The sequence below is a fragment of the Actinomadura sp. CNU-125 genome, from assembly GCF_001942465.1.
Classification (GTDB): domain Bacteria; phylum Actinomycetota; class Actinomycetes; order Streptosporangiales; family Streptosporangiaceae; genus Spirillospora.
On sequence record NZ_MKJY01000568.1, the window covers coordinates 1 to 26,051 of the forward strand.

Consider the following 26,051-nt stretch of genomic DNA (forward strand, 5'->3'; position numbering starts at 1 on the left):
CGGTGCCGCCCAGCGGGACGAGCGCGCAGCCGCCCCGGCAGCGCGGCGAGGACGAGCGCGAACCCGTGCGCGGCGGTCGCGGCGGCCCGGCCGTCACGGCGGGGTCGCGCCACGGCAGCCGGTGCAGCCCGTCCACGACGCGGCCCGCGCCGGGGATCGGATGCACGCCGGAGCCGAGCGCCGCCGCGAGCAGTTCGACGGCGGCGATGCCGCCGAGCGCGGTGAGCAGCAGCGCGGCGGTCAGTCCCGCGGCCGCGCGGCGCGGCCGGAACTCGCGGACCGCCAGCCGCCGTGCCCGCCTCTCGTTCTGAGCTTCCCGAATCAGGTCCTTGACCAGCGTCTCGGTCATACCCACCCCCGTGAGCCACGTCGGACTTCCCTACTCACTGTGAATGATCGACACGGGGAGTGAAACACGCCATGCCGACATTGCACACGTCAGGGAAGATCACTGCACGAGCTTCAGCGGAAGATGACCGTCCGGTCGCCGTTGAGCAGGACGCGGTGCTCCGAATGCCACCGGACGGCCCGGGCGAGCGCGAGGCACTCGACGTCGCGTCCCACGGCGACGAGTTCCTCGGGGCTGTGGGTGTGGTCGACGCGCGCGACCTCCTGCTCGATGATCGGGCCCTCGTCCAGGTCGGCGGTGACGTAGTGGGCGGTCGCGCCGATCACCTTGACGCCGCGCGCGTGCGCCTGGTGGTAGGGACGGGCGCCCTTGAAGCTCGGCAGGAACGAGTGGTGGATGTTGATGATCTGGCCGGGCAGCTTGGCGCAGAAGTCGTCGGACAGGATCTGCATGTAGCGGGCGAGGACGACCAGGTCGGCGCGGTAGTGCTCGACCAGGGCGAGGATCTCGGCCTCCTGCGCGGGCTTGCCCCCGGACCCGGCGGGCAGGTGGTGGTAGTCGATCCCGTACGACTGGGTGAGCGGCCGCAGGTCGGGGTGGTTGGAGGCGACCGCGACGACGTCGATGTCCAGCAGCCCGGACCGGTGCCGGTACAGCAGGTCGTTGAGGCAGTGCCCGCCCTTCGACACCATGATCAGCACGCGCGGCCGCTCGGCGAGGTCGTGCAGCCGCCAGTCCAGGCCCAGCTCGGGCACCAGCGACGCGAACGCGCCGCGCAGCTCGTCGGCGTCGGTGTCGGCGAGGGCCGCGAACTGGACCCGCATGAAGAACGTGCCCCGCTCGGGGTCGCCGAACTGCTGGCTCTCCACGATGTTGCACCCGCGCTCGGCGAGCAGCCCGGACACCGCGGCGACGATTCCGGGCCGGTCGGGGCACGACAGGGTCAGGACGTATTGCTTCACGATCTATCGGTCTCTCTCGCCGCGGTCTGCTTTTCCGGTCCCCGAGCTTACGCCGCGGCGGGCCCCCGCCGGACGCGATACCCGCAGGTCGGGGACGCGTCCGGCCGTTCCGGGCGGAGTGTGACTACCAGCGAGTAGTTTATTGCCGCGATTTGGGGTTACTTTGCCTCCCATGCGGCGAATCCTGCTCGTGGCGGCGGCGGTCTCCCTTCTCCTGGCCGGCTGCTCGGACGACGGAGGCGGCGGCGCCCCGGGCGGGGACGGGCGTCCGGCGAAGGTGGACGGCGTCCCGACCGGCGCGGGCACGCACAAGCAGAAGCTCAAGGTCGACGCGTTCGGGCACCGCGAGTACCTGCTGCACGTCCCGCCGAAGGTCGCCGAGGGCGAGTGGCAGGACGGCAGGCCGGCCGAGCCGCCCGCGCTCGTCCTCGCCCTGCACGGCGGGCTGGCGGACATGAACCGGGCCGAGGAACGGACGGGCTTCAGCGACCTCGCCGACGACGAGGGGTTCCTCGTCGCCTACCCCAACGGGTTCATGACCACGTGGAACGCGGGCGACTGCTGCGGCGCCGCGAAGATTGGCGGGATAGACGACGTCGAGTTCCTGGCGGAGCTGATCATCAAGCTGACGGATGCGGGCCTCGCCGACCCGGACCGGGTGTTCGTGACCGGTTTCTCCAACGGCGCCGGGATGGCGTACAAGTTCGCGTGCCGCAAGCCGGACATGGTCGCGGGGATCGGCGCGGTCGAGGGGGCGCTCGTCACCGAGTGCGATCCGAAAAAGCCGGTGTCGGCGATGATCGTGCACGGGACCGCGGACTCCAACGTCCCGTTCGAGGGCGGCGGCGACCGCGACTTCAACGACAAGCGGCCGTTCCCGCCGGTGTCGAAGGCGGTCGACTTCTGGCGGAACGTCGCCGGGCTGCCCGAGTTGCGCGAGGACGTCCCGGGCCTCGGCGAGAACGGGAACTGCAAGAGCACCGGCAAGGGGAGCGACGGGTTCGCCGTCGCGTTCTGCACGATCGCCGGCGGGAAGCACGAGTGGCCGTCCGGCGCGAGCGAGCGGCTGTGGGAGTTCTTCGCGGACCATCCGCGCAAGGGCTGACCGGTCCCGAAACGGACGTGAGAGGTTTTCACATTCGTCGCCGATGCGGCAGTATGGGCAGTATGAACCTCCGGGACCGCTATGACACCGCGACGGCCGGGTTCGAGGCGCCGTTCGCCGTCGTCGACCTCGCGGCCTTGCGCGCCAACGCCGCCGACCTCGTCCGCCGCGCCGCCGGGAAACCGATCCGGGTGGCGAGCAAGTCGGTCCGCTGCCGCGCCCTCCTGGAGGACGTCCTCGCGACGGACGGCTTCGCCGGTGTCATGGCGTTCACACTCCCCGAGGCGCTGTGGCTCGCCGCCGAAGGCGTCTGCGACGACATCCTCGTCGCCTACCCCACCGCCGACCGCACCGCGATCGCCGAACTCGCCGCGAGCGACACCGCCGCACGCACCGTCACGCTCATGGTCGACTGCCCCGAGCACCTCGACATGATCGAGCAGGCCGCGGGCGACCGCCGGATCCGCGTCTGCGTCGACATCGACGCGTCGTACCGTCCGCTCGGCGGGCGGGTCCGGATCGGCGCGCTGCGCTCCCCGCTGCGCACCGCCGCCGACGTCGCCGCGTTCGCCGAGCAGATCCTCAAGCGCCCCGGCCTCGACCTCGTCGGGCTGATGGCCTACGAGTCGCAGATCGCGGCGTCGGCGACCCGGCCGCCCGGCGCCCCGCGCTCGGCCGCGTCATCACCGCCATGCAGCAGCGGTCCCGGCTGGAGCTCGCGCGGCGCCGCGCGGCGATCGTCCGCGCCGTCCGCAACCTCACCGACCTGGAGTTCGTCAACGGCGGCGGGACCGGCAGCGTCGAGAAGACCGTCGCCGAACGCGCCGTCACCGAGGTCGCCGCCGGATCCGGGCTGTACCACCCGCACCTGTTCGACCAGTACTCCAACTTCACCGGACGGCCCGCCGCGCTGTTCGCCCTGCCCGTGGTGCGGCGCCCCGGCCCCGGCGTCGCCACCTGCCTCGGCGGCGGCTACCTGGCGTCCGGGCCCGGCGACGCGATCCGGCTGCCCGCCCCCTACCTGCCGACCGGCCTGAGCTACGACGCCAACGAGGGCGCCGGGGAGGTGCAGACGCCGCTGCTCGGCGGCGCCGCCGACGGGCTGGCCATCGGCGACCGCGTCTGGTTCCGGCACACCAAGGCCGGGGAACTGTGCGAACGGTTCGACGCGGTGCACCTGATCGACGGCGACCGGTTCGTCCGCACCGTCCCGACCTACCGGGGCGAGGGCCGCACGTTCCTCTGAGAACCGGTTAGGTTGGCGGGTATGAGCGACGCACCCGTCATCAGTGTGCGCGGCGAGGCGGTGCTGGAGGTCGAACCCGAGATCGCCCGGCTGTCGGTGCACGTCCAGTCGCAGGAGAGCGACCGCCGCCGCGCTCGACGCGCTCGTCGAACGCAACGAACGCTGCCTGGAGCTGATCCGCTCCTACGGCCACGCCGTCGAACGGCTCGACACCGGCGGCCTGTCGATCACCCCGCTGCTGAAGTACCGGCGCCGCGAAGGCGACATCCGAGCCTACCAGGGCACCGTGTGGATCAGGCCCGTGATCGGCGACTTCGCGGTCCTCGGCGAACTCGTCACCCGCCTCGGCGACCTCGAACGCACCTCCGTGCACGGCCCCGAGTGGGACCTGCGGCCGGGCAGCGACGTCTACGCGCGCGCCGCGCGGCAGGCCGCGCAGGAGGCCGTCGCCCGCGCCCGCAGCTACGCCGAAGCCCTCGGCGCCCGCCTCACCGGCCTGGTCGAACTGTCCGACGAGGGCCTCGGCCGCACCGACGAGCCCGTCCCGGTCCGGCTGGCCGCCGCGTACGGGGCGGCCGAGTCCGGCGGCGAACCCGAGCCGATCGACCTCGAACCCGCGCTGCGGACCGTCCGCGCCGCCGTGGAGGCCCGCTTCACCGCCACCGCCCCCGACCTGGACGCGTGACGCACGTGAAGATCGCCATCATCGGCGCGGGCAGCGGCTACATGCCCGGCGTCGTCCGCGGCCTGCTGCACCGCGCGACGACCTCGCGGGCACCGAACTCGCCTGCCACGACATCGACGCCGCGCAACTGGACGTCATGACGCGCCTCGCCCGCGCCATGTTCGCCGCGCGCGGCGCGTCCTTCACCGTCACCTCGCACACCGACCTGAAAGCGGCCCTCGACGGCGCCTCGTACGTCTTCACGACGTTCCGTCCCGGCGGGCTCGCCGCCCGGCACCTCGACGAGTCGATCCCGCTGAAGCACGGCGTCGTCGGCCAGGAGACCGCCGGGCCCGGCGGGTTCCTGATGGCGCTGCGCTCCGTGCCGGTCCTGCTGGACATCGCCGCCGCCGCACCGCCGGACGCGTGGATCGTCAACTACACGAACCCGACGAACATCGTCACCGACGCCGTCGTCCGGAACACCGGCGCCCGCATCATCGGCCTGTGCGACCAGTTCGTCGGCGACACCGAGATGTGGGCCGGCCTCCTCGGCCTGCCCACCGACCGCCTCGAAGCCGACTGGATCGGGCTGAACCACGCGACGTGGGCGTCGCGCCTCCGCCTCGACGGTGCCGAACTCGACGTGCCGTCCCTCCTCGACGACCTGGAGATCCCCGGAGGCGGGGCCACGCCGTGGCGCGACCCGTCCCGGATGGCGGAGCTCGCGAAAAGCTTCGGCTTCCTCCCGAACTCCTACGCGAAGTACTACTTCTTCCACGACGACGTCGTCCGCGAACTCCGCGACAAGGGCACCACCCGCGCGCAGGACATCCTCGCGATGCTCCCCGCCTACCGCGCGCAGGTCGCCGCCGAATCCCGCGCGGCCGACCCCGACCCGTCCCGCGAGCGCGGCGGCGGCGAACACGGCGAGTTCGCCGTCGACGTCATCTGCGCCCTGCACCGCGACGAGGGCCGCCGCACGATCGTCAACACCCGCAACAACGGCGCGATCGCCTCCCTCGACGACGACGCGATCGTCGAGTCCCCGCGATCGTCGGCCGGTCCGGGCCCGTCCCGCTCACGATGGGCGCGCTGCCCGCGCCGTCCGGGGCCTCACGCAGGCGATCCACGCCTACGAGCGGCTCGCGTCCGACGCGTCCGTCACCGGCGACCGCCGCACCGCCTTGCAGGCCCTCATGGCGCACCCGTTCGTCCGGTCCAAGCACACGGCGGAGCGGATCCTCGACGAGGGGCTGGCCGCGCACCGCGAGCACCTTCCCCAGTTCTGAGAAAGGCGCCGGCCGCGGGATGCGGACCGGCGCCTCGGGGGGATCGGAGATCACCGGCGCTTGCGGCTCCGGCGCCACAGGACGAACGCGGTCAGCGCGACCGCCGCACCGACCCCGGCCAGCACGACACGCTGGTCGATCTGCCCCGGTTCGCCGTCCTCGCCCTCGGCGGGACGGACGAGCGAGCCCATCGCCTGCGCGACGATCCCGGCCTCCTCCTTCAGCCGCTCGGTCCCCCGCTGCGCGACGTTCCTGGGGTTGAGCCGGTCCGCGAGCGCGTCGATGTTCTGCGCGAGCTCCGCACGGGTGCGCTCGATCTCCCGCTCCACCGCCTCCGGGTCGCGGCTCCTGTCAGCCATGCCGTGTGTCCTCACCGTGTCGGTCGACGCATGATCCGAACAGTCTTGCAGGTCTCGCCCTCGAACGCCCGACACACCCACCCGGTACGGTTGGAGGCATTTCCCGAGCGAAAGGCGGAACACGTGTCCGAGCGGCTGCAGCCGGGGGACGTCGCCCCCGATTTCGAGCTCCCCGACGCCGACGAGAACCCGGTGTCGCTGGCGTCGCTGCGCGGCAAGCGCGTGATCCTCTACTTCTACCCCGCCGCGATGACGCCCGGCTGCACGAAGGAGTCCGTCGACTTCCAGGGCAGCCTCGGAGAACTCGAACCCGCGGGCGTCACCGTCGTCGGCGTCTCCCCCGACAAGCCCGCCAAGCTCGCGAAGTTCCGCGAGAAGGAGGGCCTGACGTTCCCGCTGCTCTCCGACCCGGAGAACGAGGTCCTGAAGGCGTACGGCGCCTACGGCGAGAAGAAGCTGTACGGCAAGGTCGTCGTCGGCGTGATCCGCTCGACGTTCGTCATCGACGCCGAAGGCAAGATCGAGCAGGCGTACTACAACGTGAAGGCCACCGGCCACGTGGAACGCCTCCGCCGCGACCTGAAGGTCTGACCCGCCGGACGGCTCCCGGCTAGGTCGCCGCGTAGGCGAACAGCAGTCCCAGCCAGAACCACCCGACGATGATCGTCGCGCGCTGCACGAGGCCCGCGCGCGCCGAGTCGGTCTCCCACGCCTGCCCGAACGCCACGAACCCGGCGGCGAGGAGCGCGGCCGTCACGCCCGAGTACCACTTCCAGGCGGCGCCCGGCAGGACGAACGCCGCGACGACGGCGCGACCGGCAGGGAGCCGAACACCACCGCGCCCGCCCAGTCGTGCAGCCGGTGGCGCACGGACGTGTCGTCCGGCGTCCCGTCCGGGGTCCCCGGGGGATAGCCGCGCATGGCGTCCATGGGGAAGACGCCGGACGCCACGAGCGAGGCGCCGAACACCGCGATCGCGCCCGCGAGGACGGCACCGTCCAGCGCGTCCCCGACGGCGACCGCGCCCACCGCGATCGCCGCGCCGCACACCACGAAGTTCGCGGTCTGCAGCCATCCGCGCGGGCCCAGCGCCAGCGCGCTGACCGGGTGCCGCACCGGCCGGTAGCCCGGGCGCGTCCAGCCGTCCAGGAGGAACGTCGCGACGAACCCCCACGTGCCCGCCGCGCCCGTCCACAACGCCGCCGTCACGTCGCCTCCCGCAGGTTTTCGTCCATGCGTGTGAATTCTAGGCCGATCGGACTAGAATCAGTCCATGGGTTCAAATGCCGAACCGGGCGAGCGGAAGCGGCGGTCGTTCATCGAAGAGGCCCGGCGCGAGCAGATCACGAAGGCGGCCGCCCAGGTGACCGCCGAGGTCGGCTACGCGAACACGTCCCTGTCGCGCATCGCCGAGAAGGCCGGCATCAGCAAAAGCGTGATCACCTACCACTTCAGCGGCAAGGACGAGATCCTGCGCCTGGTCACGACGCAACTGTTCGAGCGGGCCTGGCAGCACATGCAGGCCCGGATCGAGACCGAAGCGACGGCCACGGGCCAGATACGGGCATGGATCGGGGCCCAACTGGAGTACTTCGGCGCACACCGCACCGAGTTCCTGGCCATGAGCGAGATCGTGGCCGGCCACCGGAACCCGGACGGAACGCCCGCCTACTCCGACGATCTCGCCGAAGAGGTCGACGGGCTCACCGAGATCCTCGCCCGGGGCCAGCGGGACGGCGAGTTCCGCGAGTTCGACCCGCGCGGGGTCGCGACCATCATCCTGCGCAGCGCCGACGGCGTCCTCGGCGCCTGGGCGTACGACGACGGCGTCGACCTGCCGGGCCAGACCGCCGTGCTGCTCGACTTCATCGACCACGCGATCCGCAGCGGACCATGACGGACGAGCCGGCGCCGATCGCGCTCGTCGCGGGCTCGGCGGCCTGAACCGGGCGACCGCCGCCCGCGTCGCCGAACGGCTCACGCGGATCGCCCAGGCCACCCCGGACGACGCCACATGACCGCGTCCGATCAGAGGTGGCGGCGGCTGCACGTCCGGATGACGTGGGTCCGCGCGGAACGTACTGTCGCTCCTGCCCACCGCGATCTCCGTCCGGGCGTTCGGCGTCGACCCCGGCTCGGGCGGGACGTGGCCCCTGTTCGGCATCGCCGCGTTCGGCCTGATCGGCGCGGGCGCCGACGCGCTGCGCTGGACGTTCACCCGCTACCGGATCACCCGTCGCACATCGAGCTCAGGACCGGTGTCGTCGCTCGATCCGGCGCGACCGCGTCCGCAGCGTCGACGCCGAAGCCCGGCTGCGCCACCGGCTCGCCAGCCTGCGCGTGGTGAAGATCGCGCCGGGCAGCAGTCCGCCTTGGCACTCGACGCGGTCTCCGTCGCGGACGCACGTGCGCTGCGGCACCTGCTCCACCACGGCCCTGCGACGGTCCGCCGTCAGCACGATCGTGATCCGGGAGTCGGTGCTGCAACGCCGCCTCGGCCTGCGGAGCGTCTCGACGATGACCGCGGCGGGCGAGGGCGGCTACGCCACTCCCGACATCGGCCGGGACGCGGCCCTGGCCTTCGCCGCCCAAGCCGCCCCAGGCCTCCTCGCCCCCTTCCTCACGACCCCGCCGCGACCCGAAGGTCCACCCGAGGGAGTCACCCCTGGTCGTAGCGGTGCATGACCCAGCACTGCGAGGCCCGCAACACCGCCTTGGCCCAGGGGTTGGTCAGGTTCCAGAAGGCATGGAGCCAGGCGGTAGAGACAGTGCGGGCGTAGTAATCAACGTCGAGCGGATCCGCGTCGCACCAGGCCCCCAGCTCAGAGCCGATCGCCTCGGCGTCACGCGCCTTGTGCCCGGAGGCGATCAGGCAGACGACGAAGTCGCACGCGTTGACGAACCGGGCGCCTCGGCTGGCCGCCGCCCAGTCAACGAGCACCGCCGATGGCCCGACCCGCACATTGGTCGGGTTGACGTCGGTGTGCAGCACCGTCGGACCGGCCAACCGATCCAGCTCCCGGCCGGCAGGGGCATAACTCGACCAACGCTTCTCGAATGGGATCAGCGGCACGTCCTCCGGGCACGCAAGCCGGTCGAGGCCGTCAAGTGTTTCCAGCAACAGCGGGATGTCGGGCGAGCCGATCATGTAGTTCGCCCGCGTCCCGTCGACCCACTCGAACGCCAGCAGCCGCCACCCGTCCGCTTGCACGGCGTCCAGCAGTTCGGGCGCGACGGCGGTTACGTACGGCGCGACAGCCTGTTCGCGGGCGAGTTGCACCCCGGCGCGGGTGCCGTCCGGTGCGGCCTTGACAAACAGCCGGTCCCCCGACCCGGTGGTGAACGCGGCGACGAGCGGCGTCCGGCGCCCTTCGTCGATCGTCTCCACCTTGGCCGGGGAACCGATCCGCTCGACCACGGCTTCACGCAGGCCGGACGGCAGGCCCTCCCAGTCGACGCGTGCGGTGCGAGTGAACTCGGCCATGGGTGAGAGCCTGCCAGGTGATCAGTCCCGCGCGCCCCGGACGTCACGGGGGGCGGTGCGTTCGTGCCGGTGCACTTGCCCGCGGGCATCGCGCGCATGCAGGGGTCGGGCGGGCAGCAGCCGTAGCCGGGGCCGTTCCAGAACACCGGGTCGACCGGGTAGCCGGTGGCCTCCAGGGTGGGCAGGGTCGCCTCGATCTCCTCGGGGGCCATGCTCTGGCCGGGCGCGGGCGGGACGTGGTGCAGGTACCCGCCGAACGCCCGGTCGCAGAACTCGGCGTAGTCCTGAGAATGCAGCAGGAAGGCGTGCCAGCCGTGGTCGACCGCCTCGGTCATCCCGACCCGCAGGGTCGGGTTGTCGGCGCACGCCTGGAGCCAGATGAGGGTCTGCTCCATCACCTGCTCGGCATAGGGCAGGGTGACCTGACGGTCCTTGGCGACGTAGGCGGCGAGCTTGTCGAACAGGCCCGGGGCGTGGTCGAGCAACTCCCGGGGACTGCGGGATACGGCGGTCGTGACCGCCGATTCGACGATGAGGGTCATGGACTTCCTCCTTGTGATGGTTCAAGCACGGTTCGTCCGCGCTCGCGGCTCCAGGCGCGGGGCCTGAGGTCTCGTCAGCGGGGCCGGTCGGTGACGCGCAGGATGCGGCGCAGGTGGGTACGCCACGCGCCACGCACGGCCAGCAGCGCCTGTTCGCGGGTGGGGAAGCCGTCCTCCCCGCGATCGAACGTGAGGCGTTCGTCGTTGGTGGTGAACGCCTCCCAAGCGCCGTCGCGCGACTGGCGAACGTAGCCGAGGTGAATGCGCCCCAGCCACAACGAGTCCACGCCCGCCACGGGCCGGGGCTCAACCCAGTAGTCCTCGCCGAGATCGTCGGATACGGTGACGGCTCGCTGCCTCCAGGCGTCCCGCGCACGGACGAGCGCAGCCTCAGCCGTCGGATACCGGCCTCCGGTTCCCGCGCCGTTCGGAAGTGGGACGTCGTCACGTCCGACGACCGCCCATCGCCCATGTTCCCGCCGCAGTGCGCGGCCGACGACTTGGTTGCCCCACCACAGACCACGCTCGCCATCGCCTCGAACCATCTCGACCTGGAAGGCGTCACTGAGCACCGGAAGGCTCACCCACCAGCGGTCCGGCAGGGCATTCATTGCCTCGCACGAGCAGTCCTGCGGCTGCGACGACTTGACGGCCGCGCCCATTCGGCGGGCAATCTTGACTGCGGCTTCCTCGGCGTCGATGGGCAACCACCGTCCCGCGACCGGCCCCGTTCGCCACCGGTAGGTCTGGCCGTCCCAGGAAACGAACCAGGGTCCCAGTTCGCGGTAGGCGACGCGCACGTGCGGCAAGTCCCTGACGTCCCGGTCGAGGGACACCGTCATCTGGGGCGCGCACCGGCGGAGCGCGGCGTGCAGCTGTGCGTCCCGCCCGAACATCTCGATGCTCTCCATCTCTCCTCACGGGGGTTGCGGCCGTGGCCGCCGGACGACGGCCACGGAGAACGGGGCAGGTCAAGAGGCGGCGAGGCCGCCGAACACGGTGCGCAGCCATCCCCGGCGCGGCGCGCGGCGGTGCCGTTCCCTCAGGGGACGAACGGGTGCCGCGGTCGGCTGGACGACACGCGCAAGGTCAGGGACGGTCGCGTCCGGCACGGCGGCGGGCCGGACGCGCGTGTACCTCGGCGCGGGCATCGGCACGGCGGGCCGCACACCCAGGCCGTCCAGGCGGCGGACCAGTTCGCCGGGCGTCGACGCCTCGACGAGACGGTCGGCCCCCGTCCGGTCGCGTGCGAGCGCCCACCAGCGACCGGTAGACCCGCCCAGCCATGCCGACGTCCCGGGGAACCGGCGCGCCACTTCGGCCGCCACGCGGCCGGGATCGGCTTCGACGGCCGCTCGCGCCGCCGTCACCGCGAAACCTCCCCGGCTTCCTGGGGTTCCCGGCCGGCCACCAGGCGGCCGAGAATCCACGCCACGGCGTTCATGATCTGGTCGACCTCGGCGATCGGCTCGTGGCCGGGGCCGAAGAACCACATCCGGCCACCATCGTCGTTGCGCTCGCGGCAGGTGACGGTGACGGTCGCCGGGCTCGCGTCAGGGCACCAGCCGGGAATCTGCGGGTCGTCCACGCGCAAACCGCGCGCGGTCAGCTCGACCTCAAGCCGCCTGGCGGACAGCTGCGCCGCGAGTGCTGCGAGGCATTGCTGCGGAGTCGTACGATTCGTCATGGGTCGGAACCACCTTCCGGCCAAGGCTCCGGGTTCCCCCACTGTTCCCGCAGTGGGCCGGAGCCGCCTTGTCGACCTCAACGATCGCGGCCGTGGTTCCGCCCAATGTTCCAAGTTCGGAACATCGAAGGTGTTGCGCCGGAGCCGTCCGAGCGCCTACGCGCGCGATTAGACGCACATGCGGTTGAGCAGTCCTCGCAAAGGTTCGGGGACGGTGCGCCGGGCGTCCGCGAGGTGCACCGCGACGGCCCGTGCCGATGGATGGAACCGCGTCATCTGGGGTGCGCACCGCTCGGCTGCCAGCACCCGCGATAGCGCCCGACCGTAGTCGCCGAGTTCCACTCGGACCCGGGCCATGTCGATCTGGTGATGCGCACGACGTTCGGCCGCCATACCGTTCAGCACTCGCGCGGGGATCCGCTCGTCCCGCCGCGCGGCCTCGTCCAAGTCCCCGAGCTCGAGCGCGATAGCGGCACCGTGGATGGCGAGGTTGCCCGGGTTGTAGTCGGTGCCGTGCTCGTCCAGCACCGGGCTACCGGCCGCGCGGCTGACCTCGGTCGCCTGCTCGTAGTGGTCCCACGCATCGGTACTTCTGCGCCCGCGGGCCGACACGACGGCCGCGCGCAGGTGCAGGGAGCCCAGAACCTCGGCGGCGTCCGGGCGTACCTTGTCGACCTTGCGGATCGACTGGTCGAGCAGCCGGATGGCGGGGCCGTAGGCGGCGATGCCCATCATCAGCAGCGAGCGCCGGTGCGAGATCATCAGCGGTAGATGCGGGTCCTGTGAGTGCGCGGCGGACACGGCCGCCCGCTCCATGATCTGCCCGGAAAGGTCGTTATACCCCAGGCGGCGGGTGAGGGACGCGGCCAGGTTGTGCGTCCGGTTGAGCAAGCTCCACGGGCGCGCGCCCCCGACCTCGTACACATACCAGGTCAGCTCTTCGATGATGGCCGGTAGCCGCGCGGCAAGCTGCCGGTGGCGCGCGGCGTGGCGTAGCGCCAGCGCGTCGTCGATGGCCGACGCGAGCTGGTCGAGCGTGCGCGGCGGGGCGTCGAACTCCGGGCCGACGTCGACGTAGGCCATAGCGCGGCGCAGGTCCGAAATCGAGGCGTGGACCTGATCGTCGGCCCGCGAACATCCGCGGTAGGGCTGCCCGTAGAGCTCGGCCGGGTCCACGCCCAGCGCCGCCGCGGTCGCGGTGACGAACGCGGGGGTCGCCACCTTGCGTCCCGTCTCCACTTGGGCGAGATGCGAACGGCTGTAGGCGACGCGCTGGGCAAGGCCGATCTGGGTCAAACCCCGCAGCTTGCGGGTGCGTGCGATCCGCTGACCAACGGTCTCGGGGGTACCGTCTGTGGACATAGGCCCCGCCCTTCCTGGTGGTGACACCGCACCCTCAGGCTACGGCGCGGCGCCCGTCCGGGTTCGCATTCCGGCCGCCGGGTAGATCCGCGCTACGCGCGTGAAACTCGCGTTTCCTCGTCCATCCACTCCAGGTGATGGACGGCACCGCTTTCCGCGCACGGGATCGCGGCCCTGTTTCCCCGTCCGGCCGACTACCGGGCAGCGTTTACTTCCTGGAGGGTTCCTCGGTGCGGGCGGGGGGATTCGAACCCCCACGGTGTCTCCACCAACAGGACCTAAACCTGTCGCGTATGCCAGGTTTCGCCACGCCCGCGCGCCCCTGCTGGGGGGCGCGCTCAGTTTAGCGGTTCGGGTGTTCAGACCGATATCGACTTGTCCGCCGCACGGGGCTCGGCGGGTGCGGGCGCGGGGCGTCCGCGGAGCATGACGGCGACGAGGACGGCGGTGCCGGCGACGGTGATCGCGGAGAGGGCGAACGCGGTGCCGATGCCGGTCGAGAAGGCGTCGTGGGCCTGTTCGGCGATGCGGGGGCCGAGGTGCGCGGCGACCGCCGGGGACGACTCGGCCTGCTCGGCCACGCGGGCGGGGACGCCGGGGAGGTCGAGGTCGGCGCGGTAGGCGGACTGCAGGACGCTGCCGAGGACGGCGATGCCGAGCGCGCCGCCGAGTTCGCGGGCGAGGTCGTTCACGGCCGAGCCGACGCCCTGCTTGGCGGGCGGGAGCGCGTCGGTGATCGCGGCGGTCGCGGGGGTCATCGCGAGGCCCATCCCGGCACCGAGCGGGATCAGGGCGGTGAGCAGGAGCCAGTACGAGCTGTCGGCGTCGAGGAACGAGAGGGTCGCCATGGCGGCGCTCACCAGGATCAGGCCGGTGACGACGACCCGGCGGTGGCCCAGCCGGGCGGCGAGGCGGGGCGCCAGGACCCGGGCGGACGGCATCAGCGTGGCGGCCATCGGGAGCAGGCTCGCCGCGGCGAGCAGCGGGCCGTTGCCCTGCACGATCTGCAGGTACTGCAGGACGATGAAGACGAACCCGAAGAACGCGAAGAACTGGACGGTGATCGAGAGGGTGGCCGCGGAGAACGCGGGGATGCGGAACAGCCGGGGGTCCAGGAGCGGGTTCGGGCGGCGCAGTTCCCACCGGACGAACGCGGCGAGCAGGACGATCGCGAGCGCGAAGCCGCCGAGGGTGCGGGCGCTCGTCCAGCCCTCCATCGGCGCCTCGATGATCGAGTAGACACCGACGCCGAGGCCCGCGACGGTGATCAGCGCTCCGGCGATGTCGAGGCGCGGGGCGTCCGGTTCGGCCGATTCGGGGACCACGGCGAGGGTCGCGGCGAGCGCGACGGCGGCGAGCACGACGTTCATCCAGAACACCGCCTCCCACGACCAGACCTCCAGGAGGCTGCCGGAGACCAGCAGCCCGAAGATCGCGCTGGCCCCCGCGACGCCCGCCCACGCCCCGACCGCGCGGGCCCGCTGGTGGGCGGGGAAGGTCGAGGTGATCGTGGAGAGGGTGGCGGGCATGACCAGGGCGGCGCCGACGCCGAGGACGCCGCGCATCGCGACGAGCCAGGCGGGGTCGCTCGCGAACGCGGCGGCGGCCGAGCCGGCGCCGAAGATCAGCAGTCCGGCGGCGAGGACGCGGCGGCGTCCGTAGCGGTCGCCGACGGCGCCGCCGAGCAGCAGCAGGGCCGCGAAGACGAGCGCGTAGGCGTCGATGATCCAGGCCAGCTCGGTCTGCGTGGCGCGCAGGTCGCGGGCCAGGGACGGCAGGGCGGTGTTGAGGGACGCCACCGCCGACACGACGGTGGCGAGGGAGAGCATCACGGCGGGCAGCACGGCCCTGTGCGGTTCCTTGGCGCTCATCACGGTCTCCTTCGTTGCGATGCCTCGACCATCGCGCCCGGAGAACCTATATTTCAACCATGATGAATAAATCCCGGGGGCGGCGGCGCGGCTCCCCCGACACCCGGGAGGAGATCCTCGCGGTGGCCCGCCGCCGGTTCCTCGCCGACGGCTACGCCAAGGTGACGATGCGGTCCGTCGCCGCCGAGGCGGGCGTCGACGCCGCGCTGATCAGCTACTTCTTCGGATCGAAGAAGGGCCTGTTCGGCGCGGTGCTCGGCCTGCTGGCCAACCCGCCCGAGGTGCTCGCGGGCGCACTGCCCGGCGACCCCGCCGGCCTGTGCGAACGGATCCTGCGGGCGCAGCTCGCCGCCTGGGACGACCCGGTCGGCGGCCCGCAGCTCGCGCTGATGGTGCGCACGGCCGTCCAGGAGCCGGAACTGTCCAGGCTGCTCAAGGACGTCGTGTGGCACGAGATGATCGAACGGATCGCGGCGCACGTCGGCGGGCCGGGCGCGGCCGGACGCGCCGCCTCGTTCGGCACCCAGCTCGCCGGGGTGGTGTTCGCCCGCTACATCCTCGGCGTCGATCCGATCGCCTCGATGCCGACCGATGAATTCGTCGCCCGGCACGTCCCGCCGATGCGCCTCGCCCTCTTTCCCCCGCGTCATCTGAAATAGGGGGCCTGCGCGCGGCGGGCGGGTGTCTTATGTTGGAAATGGTCTGTGACGCCGTGTTCGACGACTCGCTGGGGGCGCCGTGAGCGCGACCTTCACTCATCGCGTACTGCCGTACGACGGGGTGAACGAGTTCCTCGGCGGCGCCGTCCCGTTCCTCGGCGAAGGGCTGGCGGCGGGCGACCGCGTCCAGGTCGTCTGCGGGGTCGGGCTCGAACACCTGCTGCGCGACGCCCTCGGGCACGACGGCGCGCGCGTCGAGTTCACCGAAGCGGCCCGCTGGTACGCGCACCCCTCGCGGACCCTCTCCGACTGCCTCAGCGACGCCGAGGCCATGAACGGCGAGGGACGCCGCCTGCGGCTCCTCGGCGAACCCGTGTGGGCCCGCCGCGGGCCGCTGGAAGTCCTCGAATGGCAGCGCGTCGAGGCGATCCTGAACATCGCGTTCCGCGAGACCGGCGCGGCGATCATGTGCCCGTACGCCGCGACGCTCCCGCCCGGCGTCGTCGCGGCGGGCCGCCGGACGCACCCCGAGACCGTCCGGGGCGCGCGGGCCGTGCCCAACCCCGGGTTCGTCGACCCCCGCGCGTTCAGCGCCGGGTGCGACCGCGAACCGCTGCCGCCGCCGCCCGTCCACGCGGACGAACTGAAGATCGACCGTCCGGACCTGTACTGGCTGCGCGCCTACGTCGCCGAGTACGCGCGCCGCACCCCGCTCCCCGGCGAGGACCTGCAGCGCCTGCTCGTCGCCGTCACCGAACTCGTCACGAACGCCGAACGGCACGGCGCGCCCCCCATCATGCTGCGGATGTGGACGGACGGGACGGGCGGCGACCCCGCGTTCGTCTGCGAGGTGTCCGACGCGGGCCGCTGGCCGCCGGACGCGGGCTTCGGGCTCGTCCCGCCCCGGCGGTCCGAGGCCGGCACCAGCGGACGGTTCGGGCTGTGGGCCGTCCGGCTGCTGTGCTCGCTCGTCCAGATCCGGACGGGCGCGGCCGGAACGGTCGTGCGGCTGCGCCTGGACCTTCCCGGAATCGGCGACGGAGGGTGATCGAGTCCGTGCATCGAGCTTCCAATCCGCCGCCGACGGCGTACTCTGGACGCATCCACGACGACCCCGATGGGCAGGCCATGGAGACACCCTGGTTCGCCAAGCGACCCGTGAGCGACATCCGGCCGGGCGATCACGGCTGGCTGGCCTACACCGGCTTCGAAGAGCGCGATCGGGTCATCGGCACGTTCGTGCGCGAGGGGCTGGCCACGAACGAGAAGGTCCTGTACGTCACCGACGCGCCCGCCGACCGGCTGCCCGGCCTCGGCGACGGCGTCGACGTGGCGGCCGTCCAGCGCACCGGCCAGCTGCGCGTGATCTCGCGGCGGGACGCGTGCCTGAACCGCGGCGGCGGATTCGAGCCGACGATGCTGCTCGACACGATCGCCCGCGAGATGGAGAACACCCACGGCGACGTGTTCCGCGCGATGCGGCTCACCACCGACTACAGCTGGCTGCTGAACGATCCCGGCATCGCCGACCTGCCGCGCGTCCTCGGCTGCGAGCACCGCGTCGGCGACGCCGTCTCGCCCAGCACCAGGGCGATGGCGGTGTGCCAGATCGACCGGCACGCCTGCCCGCCCGAGCAGCTCGCCGCGCTCCGCGACACCCACGAGGTGCTCGTCGAGGTCGACCCCGAGTACGAGGACAACGTGCTGCGGATCGTCCGCACCTTCGAACCGGACGGCCTGCGCATCGAAGGCGAGCTCGACGCCGCGCGGCACACGGCGTTCGACGAGAAGCTGTCGCTGGTCAGCCGGGGCCCGGACGGGCGGCGCCGCGGCGTCCGCCTCGACATGTCCCGGCTGCGGTTCATCGACCTGCGCGGCCTGCACCTGCTGGTGCGGCACGCCGTCGCGCTCGACGGCGACGACGAGCTGATCCTCGACGGGCTCCAGCCCGAAGTCGAGAACGTGATCGAGATGGTCGGCTGGCACCGGCTGCCGGGCCTGACCCGCGGCCGCCGGACCGAGACGGAGGACCTCGCCTGATGACGCTTGAACACAGGGCGTTCGTGTACGCGGGCACCGAGCACTACCTCAAGGTCGCCGTCCCGTTCCTGGAGGCGGGACTGGAGGCCGGGCAGACGGTCGTCGCCGTGGCGCGCGAACCCCATCTGACGGCCCTGCGCGACACGCTCGCCGAACACGGCGACGCGATCGCCTTCCGGGACTCCGCGAAGTTCTACCGACATCCCGTCCACACCCTGCGGGACTACCAGGAGATCGTGAAGAACAGCGCGCCGCGCAGCGTGTGCGCGCTCGCCGAACCGGTGTGGGACGGCTGGGACGAGCGGCAGACGCGCGAGTGGATCCGCTACGAATCGCTGATCAACGTCGTGTTCGGCGGCACCGACGCGCGCGCGCTCTGCCCATACAACGAGACGTCGCTGCCCGCCGAGGTCGTCCGGCAGGCCAGCCGCACGCACCCGATCATCGTGCGCGACGGCCGCTCGACGTCCAACCGGCAGTACGTGCCGCCCGAGCCGTTCGGCGCCGAATGCGACCGCGCCCGCGCCTTCGACCGTCCCGCCGACGCCGACCGGATGGTCATCGACGGCACCGACCTGCACGCGATGCGGACGTTCGTCGAGCACCGCGCCGACGTCCACGGCCTCGGCCGCACGCAGACGCTGAACCTCGTCACCGCCGTCAACGAACTCGCCGCGAACGCCCTCCAGCACGGCACCCCGCCCGCGGGCCTCCAGGTGTGGGCCGACGGCGACGACCTGGTGTGCGAGGTCGGCGACAACGGCTGCTGGCGCCCCGTCCCCAGCTCCCTCACTGGCTTCATCCCGCCCGACTCCGCACTGCAGTCGGGCTTCGGCCTCTGGACCGTCCGGCTGCTCGTCGACCTGATGGAGCTACGAACCGACTGGGACGGCACCTTCGTCCGAATCCGCACCCGCCGCTGACCCGTCGCCCCCGGGCGGCCCCAGTCTCCGCATGCCCCGACCGGCCCCCGGCATGACACGCCGAACCGGCGGGTCAGCGGGCCGGCGGCCGCACAGCAACCGCCGCTTCCGGGGGCCGACAGGCACCCCAGGGACGGCGGAAGCACGCCGAACCCAACAACCGCAGGCAACGGACGCCGCACAACGACCGCCGTTTCCCGGGGCCGACAGGCCACCCCGGGGACGGCGGAAGCACGCCGAACCCAACAACCACAAGCAGCGGACAACCGCACGGCAACCGCCGTTTCCCGGGGCCCACGGGCACCCCGGGGACGGCGGAAGCACGCCGAACCCAACAACCGCAGGCAACGGACGCCCCTTCAGCGGCCACCGTTTCCGGGAGCCGTCGGCACCGCCAGGACCAACTCGCCGAGCCGGCGGCCGTTCGGGGTGGGGGTCAGGTCAGGCCGGCGGCGGCCAGGGCGTTCGGGAGGATGTCGGCGAGGGCGCGGAACGCGCGGCCGCGGTGGCTGATCGCGTCCTTCTCCTCCGCCGACAGTTCCGCCGTCGTACGGGGCTCGCCCTCCGGGACGAAGACCGGGTCGTAGCCGAACCCGCCGGTGCCGCGCGGGGCGCGCGCGATCGTCCCCCGCATCCGGCCCTCGACGCAGTGCTCCACGCCGCCGGGCAGGACGAGCGCCGCCGCGCACACGAACGCGCCGCCGCGCCGCTCGTCCGGGACGTCGGCGATCTGGTCGAGCACCAGCCGCAGGTTCGCGGCGTCCTTGTCGCCGGACGCGTCGCCGAACCCGCCCGACCAGCGGGCCGACAGCACGCCGGGCATGCCGTTCAGCTCGTCGACGCACAGGCCGGAGTCGTCGGCGACGGCGGGCAGGCCGGTGTGCAGGCAGATCGCGCGGGCCTTCAGCAGCGCGTTGCCCTCGAACGTCGGCTCGGTTTCGGGGACCTCGGGGGCGTCCGGGAACTCGGCGAGGCCCGCGACGTCGATGCCGTCCAGGATGCGGTGCAGTTCGGCGATCTTGCCCTGGTTGCGGGTGGCGAGCACGATGCGGGTCATCGGCCGAGCGCCTCCAGTTGCAGGCGGGTCAGCTCGGCGCAGCCGCCCGCCGCGAGGTCGAGCAGCGCGTCCAGCTCGGCGCGGTCGAACGGGGCGCCCTCGGCGGTGCCCTGCACCTCGACGAACTTGCCCTCGCCGGTGCAGACGACGTTCATGTCGGTTTCGGCGGCCGAGTCCTCCTCGTAGCAGAGGTCGAGGCGCGCCTCCCCGGCGACGACGCCGACGCTGATGGCCGCGATCGAGGTGGTGAGGGGGTCGCGCTTGACGAGCCCGCGCTCGCGCATCCAGCTCACCGCGTCGGCCAGCGCGACGTAGGCGCCGGTGATCGCGGCGGTGCGGGTGCCGCCGTCGGCCTGGAGGACGTCGCAGTCGAGCCGCACGGTGTTCTCGCCGAGCGCCTTGTAGTCGATGCACGCGCGGATGGACCGGCCGATCAGCCGGGAGATCTCGTGGGTGCGGCCCCCGATCTTCCCCTTGACGGCCTCGCGGTCGTTGCGGGTGTTGGTCGCGCGGGGCAGCATCGCGTACTCGGCGGTGACCCAGCCGAGGCCGCTGTCGCGCCGCCACCGCGGCACCGATGTCTCCACGGACGCGGCGCACAGCACCCGTGTGCCGCCGAACTCGACCAGCACCGACCCTTCCGCGTGGTCGAGCCAGCCGCGCTGCAGGCGGACGGGACGGAGCCGGTCGGGCGCACGATCATCGGGGCGAGACATGCGAACCACCTTAACGCCGACGCGGGACCGCACTGTGACAGGTCGTAGTCACGAACCCGGACCGACCCGATCACGGCCCGGAGTCGCACCACCCGATGTGGAGGCGACTGTCCCGGTGACGCACCGCCGATGTGCCCGGTGACGTGCCGGACGGTGTGTCCGGGGCGAGGCGTGCGCTTCGGGCCTTTCGGCCGCACCGTCCGACTGGCCGGAGCCGAACGTGCTGCGCGTCGTGGGTCAGAGGTCGTAGCGGGTGCCTACTCGGGCCAGTTCGATCTCGCCTCCGTAGCCGGCCGTCCTGGCTTCCTTGAGGGAGACGTCGGCGTCGTTCCACGGGACCAGGTGCGTGAGGACGAGCCGTCCGACGTCGGCGCGCGCGGCGTGTTCGGCGGCCTCGCGGGCGGTCAGGTGGAGTTCGGACGGCAGGGCGGGGCCCTCCAGGAACGACGCCTCGCACAGGAACAGGTCGGCGTCGCGGGCCAGGTCGACGAGGGTGTCGGACGGGCCGGTGTCGCCCGAGTAGGCGAGGGCCTTGCCGCCGTACTCGATGCGGAACGCGTACGCCTCGACGGGGTGCGGCATGATCTCGGTCGTCACCCGGAACGGGCCGATCTCGAACGGGCCGCGCCGCAGTGTGCGGAAGTCGAAGGTGTCGGACATGCCGGGGTCGGGGTCGAGGTCGTAGGCGCGCGCCATCCGGACGGCCGTGCCCTCGGGCCCGTGCACGGGCAGGCGCGGCGGCGCGCCGCTCGGCCGGTACGTCCGCGCCACCCAGTAGCCGCACAGGTCGAGGCAGTGGTCGGCGTGCAGGTGCGAGATGCACACGGCGTCGATCTCGTACATGGAGTGGAAGCGCTGCAGTGAGCCGAGCGCACCGTTGCCGAGGTCGAGGAGCATGGCGAACCCCTCGGCCTCGATGAGATAACTGGACGCGGGACTGTCCGGCCCAGGGAAACTGCCGGAGCAGCCGATCACAGTGACCCGCACGCTCGATCCTCCTTCTGCGTCCCCCGAAGAATCAGGTGGTCATCCGGTCGTCAGGACCCGGCCGAGATCGCTTTCCACCGTGCCGATCTCCGGTCCGAGGAACCGGCGGCCGAGTTCGGCGAACACCGCCGGGTCGCCGGTCACCCGGAAGCGGTGCGGCGGCGGGGGCGTCCCCTCCGCGCGGGCCAGTCCCCGGTCCTGGAGCACTCGGTACACGTCCTTGGCGGTCTCGTCGGCGCTTGAGACCAGTGTGACCCCGTCTCCGACCACATACGAGATGACACCGGCAAGAAGGGGGTAATGCGTGCAGCCCAGGATGAGGGTGTCGCATCCGGCGTCCACGATCGGTTCGAGGTACTCGCGGGCCGCGTCGAGCAGTTCGTCCCCGGCCGTCACGCCCGCCTCGACGAACTCGACGAAGCGGGGGCAGGCGGCGGCGACGAGCTCGATGTGCGGAGCGGCGGCGAACGAGTCCTCGTAGGCGCGGCTCTGCACGGTGGCGCGCGTCGCGATCAGCCCGACGCGTCCGTTGCGGGTGGCGCGGGCGGCGCGGCGGGTGGCGGGGTTGATCACCTCGACGACCGGGACGTCGTAGCGTTCGCGGGCGTCGCGCAGCATCGCCGAGCTGGCGCTGTTGCAGGCGATCACCAGCATCTTCACGCCCTCGTCGACGAGGCTGTCGAGCATCTCCAGCGCGAACGCGCGGACCTCGGCGATGGGGCGCGGTCCGTACGGCTGCCGGGCCGAGTCGCCCAGGTAGACGATCGGTTCGTTCGGCAGCTGGTCGAGGATCGCGCGGGCCACGGTGAGCCCGCCGAAACCGCTGTCGAAGACCCCGATCGGGGCGTCCAGCGGAAACTCCCCGAGCGGGTCCGGGGGCGCCTCCGGCGGAAGGAGCGCAGGGTCGTCCCCGCTCGGCGAACCGGCATCTGACATGGTCATCAAGGCTAGGCGACGTAAGGACCGACCGGGTCGTCATGCGTTGGACATCACACCGTCACACGGCGGAAAACACGCCTGCACATGGGCGGGCGTCCGGTCTCGTGGAATTTTCCTCACGAAACGCCGAAGGTTTCGCGGGTCAATTCGTCAGCTTCTCGGCCTGAGTGACCGAGCTTGCAGTTCCTCGCCACCACTGGGTGTGATGGCTCAGGCCGCGTCGTCGGCAGCGTGACTCACTGCCCAGCCCGCCGCACCGCGTGCGGCGATGTTGCGGGCTGCGTTCACGTCGGCGTGCTCAGCGAAGCCGCACGACGTGCACCGGAAACTCGCCTGGTCAGGGCGATTGCTCTTATCGATGTGACCACACGCCGAACACCCGCGGGAGGTGTTGCGGGGATCGACGTGCACCACTGCCACACCGGCTCGGCGCGCCTTGTAGGCGATGTGGCCGCCGAGCCGGGCGAAACTCCATGAGTGCAGGGTGACCCGCTGGGGCTTGCGGAGCCGGGCCCTCTCGCGGATGCCGCCCAGATCTTCCAGGGCGATGCCGGCGAGGCCGTCGACGTGCCAGGAGCGCAGCAGGGTTTCGAAGGCGTAGGGCTCGGCGAAGCTGCCGTGGCCGCGGAGGTCTTCGACGATGCGGGACATCTGGGTGGTGGTGGCGATGTAGGCGCAGAGCATGCCGCCGGGGATGAGGGCTTCGGCGACGGCGTCGATGCATTCCCAGGGGGCGAGCATGTCGAGGACGGCGCGGTCGATCTCGGTTTCGGCGAGGTCGTGTTCGAGGGAGCCGACGGTGAGGCGCCAGGCGGGGTGGGGGCCGCCGAAGAAGCGTTCGACGTTGCCGCGGGCGATGTCGGCGAAGTCGGGGCGTCGTTCGTAGGAGGAGAGGAGGCCGTGTTCGCCGACGGCGCGCAGGAGGAAGCAGCTGAGGGCGCCGGATCCGGCGCGGCTTCGATGACGCGGGCGCCGGGGAAGATGTCGGCTTGGGCGACGATCTGGGCGGCGTCTTTGGGGTAGACGACGGCGGCGCCGCGGGGCATGCGGAGGGTGTGGTCGGTGAGGAGGGGGCGGAAGACGAGGTATTCGACGCCGCCGGTGGAGCGGAAGACGGAGCCTTCGGGGCTGCCGATGATGGTGTCGTGGGGGATGGCGCCCTTGTGGGAGTGGTATTCCTTGCCGGGCTGGAGGGTGATGGTGTTGATGCGGCCTTTGGGGTCGGTGAGCTGAACCTGGTCTCCGGGACGGAAGGGGCCGTGGGGGATGCGGCCGGTGGTGGTGCGGGGTCCGTCGTTGGACTGGGGTTCGCTCATGGGGGTCAAGGCTAGCGCCGGGCGGGGTGCGGTTCGGTCCGTCCGGTGGGCGGTCGGTCGGTGCTTGCCGGGTGGTGCGGGGGGTCAGATTCCGGTGAAGGTGCGGTCGACGTCGCTGACGGTGAGGACGCCGTAGACGCGGCCGTCGGGTTCGAGGAGGAGGTATTCGGGGGCGGGGGCGCGGCGGAGGGCTTCGATGAGGGCTTCGCCGCGGAGGTCGGCGGGGAGGGTGAGGTCGGGTTCGAGGCCGCGGGTGAGGTCGCCGACGGTGACCCAGGGGCGGCGGTGTTCGGGGGTTTGGGTGACGGCTTTCTCGCTGACGAGGCCGCGGGGTGCGCCGTCGTGGTCGACGACGACGAGTGCGCCGGCGTGGTCGGTGTGGGCGCGGCGGACGGCTTCGGCGAGGGGGGTGTCGGGGGTGACGAGGGTGGCGCGGCGGGCGAGGCGGCGGGCGGACAGCAGGGGGATGCGGTCGCGACGTGTTCGGCGTTATGGCTTGGGTGGCGCCGACCCAGATGAAGGAGGCGACGAGGGCGGACCAGAGGAGGGCGAGCCAGCCGAAGCCGGTGCCGCCGCCGGTGGTTTCGTCGGAGGCGGGGTAGGCGGCGAGGTAGGCGCCGGCGAGGAGGGCGGCGATGGCGACGGGCGCGGCCGACCCAGCCGGCGATGATGGCGCCGCTGCGGCTGTGGCCGGTGGCTTTCCAGACGGCGGCGCGGACGAGGCGGCCGCCGTCGAGGGGGAGGCCGGGCAGGAGGTTGAAGACGCCGACGAGGAGGTTGGCGAAGGTGAGGGCGTCGATGAGGAGGAGGGCGGTGGGCGGGAGGGGGAGGGTGGCGTGGGCGAGGAGGCCGAGTCCGGCGAGGACGAGGTTGACGAGGGGGCCGGCGAAGGCGATGAGGAATTCGCGTCCGGGGGTGGGGGCTTCGCGTTCGATGGAGGTTTCGCCGCCGAGGATGTGGAGGGTGACGGAGCGGACGGGGAGTCCGAGGACGCGGGCGGTGACGGCGTGGCTGAGTTCGTGGACGAAGACGGAGCCGTAGAGGAGTACGGCGTAGGCGAAGGCGACGGCGTAGCTGGTGGGGCGTTCGACGACGTCGTTGACTTGTCCTTCGAACATGACGGTGACGAGGACGGCGACCAGGAACCAGCTGGGCGAGACGAAGACGGGGACGCCGAAGGGGCGGCCGAAGTAGAGGCCGGGCCGGTTGGTGCGGCCGTCGTCGTGGCCGGTGGCCGGGGTCTTGCCCGGGTTCGGGGGTGCGCTGTGGGTCACGTCACCGATGCTACGGCCCCGGTCGGCCGGTCGTGCCTGCGGCCGTGCGGGAGGTCGTGCGGGCGCTTGTGGGCGGGGGCGTGGGCGGGGCCGTGTGCGAGCCCGTGTGCGGGCCGTGTGCCGGGGGCGTGTGCGGGGTGGCGGTGCGGGGTTTTCGTCGGGGTGGTCGCCGACGTCTGCTGTGCCATGACGACGACCGAGGCCGGTGGTGGCCGGCGCCCAGGCACGCCCAGTGTTCCTTCTTCTCGCCCGGCGGGGGACGGCGGTGCGGGGACGGACGCGGGGAAGGGGTGCCGGGGTGGTGGGGTCGTTGTCGCCGTCCCGGGCGGGCGATTTCATGACGTGTCCGCTGCTGTACCGGTTCCGGGTGATCGACCGGATTCCGGAGCGGCCGAGTGCGGCGGCGGTGCGGGGGACGCTGGTGCACGCGGTGCTGGAGCGGCTGTTCGATCTGCCGACGGGCGGGCGGACGCCGGAGGCGGCGCTGGCGATGCTGGGGCCGGAGTGGGAGCGGCTGCTGGAGGCGGAGCCGGAGCTGGCGGGGCTGTTCGAGGAGGGTTCGGCCGGGGACGCCGAGCGGGACGAGTGGCTGGCGCAGGCGCGGCGGATGGTGGAGCGGTATTTCACGCTGGAGGATCCGCGGCGGCTGGAGCCGGCGGAGCGGGAGCTGTTCGTCGAGACGGTGCTGGATTCGGGGTTGAAGCTGCGGGGGTACATCGACCGGGTGGACGTGGCGCCGACCGGTGACGTGCGGATCGTGGATTACAAGACGGGGACGGCGCCGCGGGCGGATTTCGAGGCGCGGGCGTTGTTCCAGATGAAGTTTTACGCGCTGGTGTTGTGGCGGTTGCGGGGGCGGGTGCCGCGGTTGCTGCAGTTGATGTATCTGGGGAACGGGGAGGTACTGCGGTACGAGCCGGACGAGGCGGATCTGCGGGCGACGCAGCGGAAGGTGGAGGCGTTGTGGCAGGCGATCCGGCGGGCGATGGACAGCGGGGAGTGGCGGTCGCGGCGGGGGCGGTTGTGCGACTGGTGCGATCATCGGGTGCGGTGCCCGGAGTTCGGGGGCACTCCCCCGCCGTTGCCGGTGGTGCGGGTCGGGCGTCCCGCGGCGGCGGAGCCGGTGGGCGGCGGTGGTCCTGCGGGGCCGGGGGACGCGGCGCGGGAGCGGGACGATCTGTAGGTCGTGGGGGGTGGGGCGGGGTGCCGGGTCTCCT

Annotated in this window: 27 protein-coding genes, 1 tRNA gene and 6 pseudogenes; 13 read left to right on the forward strand and 21 right to left on the reverse strand. The window is 72.2% G+C overall.

The features are described from left to right. Positions 1-349, reverse strand: a pseudogene (locus tag BJF79_RS42650) (hypothetical protein); the annotation flags it as partial. A 113-nt stretch (positions 350-462) separates the two neighbouring features. Then, positions 463-1,311 carry a formyltetrahydrofolate deformylase gene (gene purU, locus BJF79_RS42655; protein WP_410050216.1) on the reverse strand — a complete coding sequence of 283 codons (849 nt, stop codon included), beginning with the start codon at positions 1,309-1,311 and terminating at the stop codon, positions 463-465. A gap of 172 nt (positions 1,312-1,483) precedes the next feature. Between purU and BJF79_RS42660 the strand changes: the two genes are divergently transcribed. The 6 genes and pseudogenes from BJF79_RS42660 (at position 1,484) to BJF79_RS64310 (ending at position 5,618) form a co-directional block, all read left to right on the forward strand. Beyond that, a complete protein-coding gene (locus BJF79_RS42660) occupies positions 1,484-2,416 on the forward strand; it encodes an alpha/beta hydrolase family esterase (protein ID WP_075906019.1) in 933 nt (310 codons plus the stop codon). A 62-nt stretch (positions 2,417-2,478) separates the two neighbouring features. Then, positions 2,479-3,662, forward strand: a pseudogene (locus BJF79_RS42665) (amino acid deaminase/aldolase). A gap of 43 nt (positions 3,663-3,705) precedes the next feature. Continuing rightward, positions 3,706-4,347, forward strand: a complete 642-nt coding sequence (locus BJF79_RS42670; RefSeq protein ID WP_262403425.1) for an SIMPL domain-containing protein — start codon at positions 3,706-3,708, stop codon at positions 4,345-4,347. After that, a complete protein-coding gene (locus BJF79_RS64305; RefSeq protein WP_262403426.1) occupies positions 4,344-4,487 on the forward strand; it encodes a hypothetical protein in 144 nt (47 codons plus the stop codon). The genes BJF79_RS42670 and BJF79_RS64305 overlap by 4 nt, the downstream gene beginning before the upstream one ends. Then, positions 4,475-5,320: pseudogene (locus tag BJF79_RS42675) on the forward strand (glycoside hydrolase family 4); the annotation flags it as partial. The gene BJF79_RS64305 and the pseudogene BJF79_RS42675, both read left to right, overlap by 13 nt. Before the next feature lie 133 nt (positions 5,321-5,453). Next, positions 5,454-5,618, forward strand: coding sequence for a hypothetical protein (locus tag BJF79_RS64310; protein WP_262403436.1), 165 nt, complete (start codon positions 5,454-5,456; stop codon positions 5,616-5,618). 50 nt (positions 5,619-5,668) lie between these two features. Here BJF79_RS64310 and BJF79_RS42680 read toward each other — a convergent pair whose 3' ends face one another. Continuing rightward, positions 5,669-5,977, reverse strand: a complete 309-nt coding sequence (locus BJF79_RS42680) for a DUF3618 domain-containing protein (protein WP_075906021.1) — start codon at positions 5,975-5,977, stop codon at positions 5,669-5,671. A 123-nt stretch (positions 5,978-6,100) separates the two neighbouring features. Between BJF79_RS42680 and bcp the strand changes: the two genes are divergently transcribed. After that, entirely contained in the window at positions 6,101-6,568 is a 468-nt protein-coding gene (gene bcp, locus BJF79_RS42685) for a thioredoxin-dependent thiol peroxidase (protein ID WP_075906023.1), read from the forward strand. Between the two features lie 19 nt (positions 6,569-6,587). On the opposite strand, the gene BJF79_RS64315 is transcribed toward bcp, so the two are convergent. Next, positions 6,588-6,734 carry a hypothetical protein gene (locus BJF79_RS64315; RefSeq protein WP_262403427.1) on the reverse strand — a complete coding sequence of 49 codons (147 nt, stop codon included), beginning with the start codon at positions 6,732-6,734 and terminating at the stop codon, positions 6,588-6,590. Continuing rightward, entirely contained in the window at positions 6,731-7,186 is a 456-nt protein-coding gene (locus BJF79_RS42690) for a DUF998 domain-containing protein (RefSeq protein WP_262403428.1), read from the reverse strand. Before BJF79_RS42690 ends, BJF79_RS64315 begins: the two co-directional genes overlap by 4 nt. Before the next feature lie 64 nt (positions 7,187-7,250). Here BJF79_RS42690 and BJF79_RS42695 point away from each other — a divergent pair, with 64 nt between their 5' ends. Beyond that, on the forward strand, positions 7,251-7,874 hold the full coding sequence (locus tag BJF79_RS42695) for a TetR/AcrR family transcriptional regulator (protein ID WP_075906025.1): 624 nt from the start codon (positions 7,251-7,253) through the stop codon (positions 7,872-7,874). A 352-nt stretch (positions 7,875-8,226) separates the two neighbouring features. Here the strand turns inward: BJF79_RS42695 and BJF79_RS42700 are convergent, their stop codons facing one another. The 8 genes from BJF79_RS42700 to BJF79_RS42740 all read right to left on the reverse strand — a co-directional run bounded on the left by BJF79_RS42700 (position 8,227) and on the right by BJF79_RS42740 (position 14,923). Then, positions 8,227-8,436, reverse strand: coding sequence for a hypothetical protein (locus BJF79_RS42700; RefSeq protein WP_143220874.1), 210 nt, complete (start codon positions 8,434-8,436; stop codon positions 8,227-8,229). Positions 8,437-8,636: 200 nt separating this feature from the next. Continuing rightward, on the reverse strand, positions 8,637-9,461 hold the full coding sequence (locus BJF79_RS56605) for a hypothetical protein (protein WP_158079455.1): 825 nt from the start codon (positions 9,459-9,461) through the stop codon (positions 8,637-8,639). Positions 9,462-10,077: 616 nt separating this feature from the next. Next, complete coding sequence (locus BJF79_RS42715) at positions 10,078-10,914, reverse strand: hypothetical protein (protein WP_075906033.1); 837 nt, start codon at positions 10,912-10,914, stop codon at positions 10,078-10,080. Between the two features lie 60 nt (positions 10,915-10,974). Continuing rightward, positions 10,975-11,373 (reverse strand): hypothetical protein, encoded by a 399-nt coding sequence (locus BJF79_RS42720; protein WP_075906035.1) that lies wholly within the window; start codon positions 11,371-11,373, stop codon positions 10,975-10,977. Further along, entirely contained in the window at positions 11,370-11,690 is a 321-nt protein-coding gene (locus BJF79_RS42725) for a hypothetical protein (RefSeq protein WP_143220875.1), read from the reverse strand. Before BJF79_RS42725 ends, BJF79_RS42720 begins: the two co-directional genes overlap by 4 nt. Positions 11,691-11,858: 168 nt before the next feature. After that, the gene (locus BJF79_RS42730; RefSeq protein WP_075906039.1) at positions 11,859-13,052 is read right to left on the reverse strand and encodes a helix-turn-helix domain-containing protein; all 1,194 of its coding nucleotides are present in this window, start codon (positions 13,050-13,052) and stop codon (positions 11,859-11,861) included. Between the two features lie 231 nt (positions 13,053-13,283). Next, positions 13,284-13,368 (reverse strand) — tRNA-Leu (locus tag BJF79_RS42735). 43 nt (positions 13,369-13,411) lie between these two features. Continuing rightward, the gene (locus BJF79_RS42740; RefSeq protein ID WP_075906041.1) at positions 13,412-14,923 is read right to left on the reverse strand and encodes an MFS transporter; all 1,512 of its coding nucleotides are present in this window, start codon (positions 14,921-14,923) and stop codon (positions 13,412-13,414) included. Between the two features lie 59 nt (positions 14,924-14,982). Between BJF79_RS42740 and BJF79_RS42745 the strand changes: the two genes are divergently transcribed. The 4 genes from BJF79_RS42745 (at position 14,983) to BJF79_RS42760 (ending at position 18,545) form a co-directional block, all read left to right on the forward strand. After that, positions 14,983-15,582 (forward strand): TetR/AcrR family transcriptional regulator, encoded by a 600-nt coding sequence (locus BJF79_RS42745; protein ID WP_262403429.1) that lies wholly within the window; start codon positions 14,983-14,985, stop codon positions 15,580-15,582. Positions 15,583-15,661: 79 nt separating this feature from the next. Continuing rightward, positions 15,662-16,630 carry a sensor histidine kinase gene (locus BJF79_RS42750; protein WP_075906043.1) on the forward strand — a complete coding sequence of 323 codons (969 nt, stop codon included), beginning with the start codon at positions 15,662-15,664 and terminating at the stop codon, positions 16,628-16,630. A gap of 80 nt (positions 16,631-16,710) precedes the next feature. Then, positions 16,711-17,622 (forward strand): MEDS domain-containing protein, encoded by a 912-nt coding sequence (locus BJF79_RS42755; protein WP_075906045.1) that lies wholly within the window; start codon positions 16,711-16,713, stop codon positions 17,620-17,622. Beyond that, positions 17,622-18,545, forward strand: a complete 924-nt coding sequence (locus tag BJF79_RS42760) for an anti-sigma factor RsbA family regulatory protein (protein WP_075906047.1) — start codon at positions 17,622-17,624, stop codon at positions 18,543-18,545. Before BJF79_RS42755 ends, BJF79_RS42760 begins: the two co-directional genes overlap by 1 nt. Positions 18,546-18,981: 436 nt before the next feature. Here the strand turns inward: BJF79_RS42760 and rdgB are convergent, their stop codons facing one another. The 8 genes and pseudogenes from rdgB to BJF79_RS67920 all read right to left on the reverse strand — a co-directional run. After that, positions 18,982-19,602: an RdgB/HAM1 family non-canonical purine NTP pyrophosphatase gene (rdgB, locus tag BJF79_RS42765; protein WP_075906049.1), complete on the reverse strand. Its 621-nt coding sequence runs from the start codon at positions 19,600-19,602 to the stop codon at positions 18,982-18,984. Beyond that, the gene (rph, locus tag BJF79_RS42770; RefSeq protein WP_075906051.1) at positions 19,599-20,318 is read right to left on the reverse strand and encodes a ribonuclease PH; all 720 of its coding nucleotides are present in this window, start codon (positions 20,316-20,318) and stop codon (positions 19,599-19,601) included. Before rph ends, rdgB begins: the two co-directional genes overlap by 4 nt. Before the next feature lie 237 nt (positions 20,319-20,555). Continuing rightward, a complete protein-coding gene (locus tag BJF79_RS42775; RefSeq protein ID WP_075906053.1) occupies positions 20,556-21,305 on the reverse strand; it encodes an MBL fold metallo-hydrolase in 750 nt (249 codons plus the stop codon). A 39-nt stretch (positions 21,306-21,344) separates the two neighbouring features. Beyond that, entirely contained in the window at positions 21,345-22,247 is a 903-nt protein-coding gene (gene murI, locus BJF79_RS42780) for a glutamate racemase (protein WP_083734658.1), read from the reverse strand. A gap of 207 nt (positions 22,248-22,454) precedes the next feature. Beyond that, a pseudogene (locus BJF79_RS52270) lies at positions 22,455-22,796 on the reverse strand (zinc ribbon domain-containing protein); the annotation flags it as partial. Beyond that, positions 22,797-23,560 (reverse strand): annotated as a pseudogene (locus BJF79_RS42790) (tRNA (adenine-N1)-methyltransferase); the annotation flags it as partial. 84 nt (positions 23,561-23,644) lie between these two features. Continuing rightward, positions 23,645-24,028 carry a CBS domain-containing protein gene (locus BJF79_RS67915; protein ID WP_410050217.1) on the reverse strand — a complete coding sequence of 128 codons (384 nt, stop codon included), beginning with the start codon at positions 24,026-24,028 and terminating at the stop codon, positions 23,645-23,647. 266 nt (positions 24,029-24,294) lie between these two features. Continuing rightward, positions 24,295-25,173 (reverse strand): annotated as a pseudogene (locus BJF79_RS67920) (M50 family metallopeptidase); the annotation flags it as partial. Between BJF79_RS67920 and BJF79_RS42800 the strand changes: the two are divergent. Beyond that, on the forward strand, positions 25,133-26,017 hold the full coding sequence (locus BJF79_RS42800; protein WP_262403431.1) for a RecB family exonuclease: 885 nt from the start codon (positions 25,133-25,135) through the stop codon (positions 26,015-26,017). The pseudogene BJF79_RS67920 and the gene BJF79_RS42800 overlap by 41 nt on opposite strands. Positions 26,018-26,051: the final 34 nt, after the last annotated feature.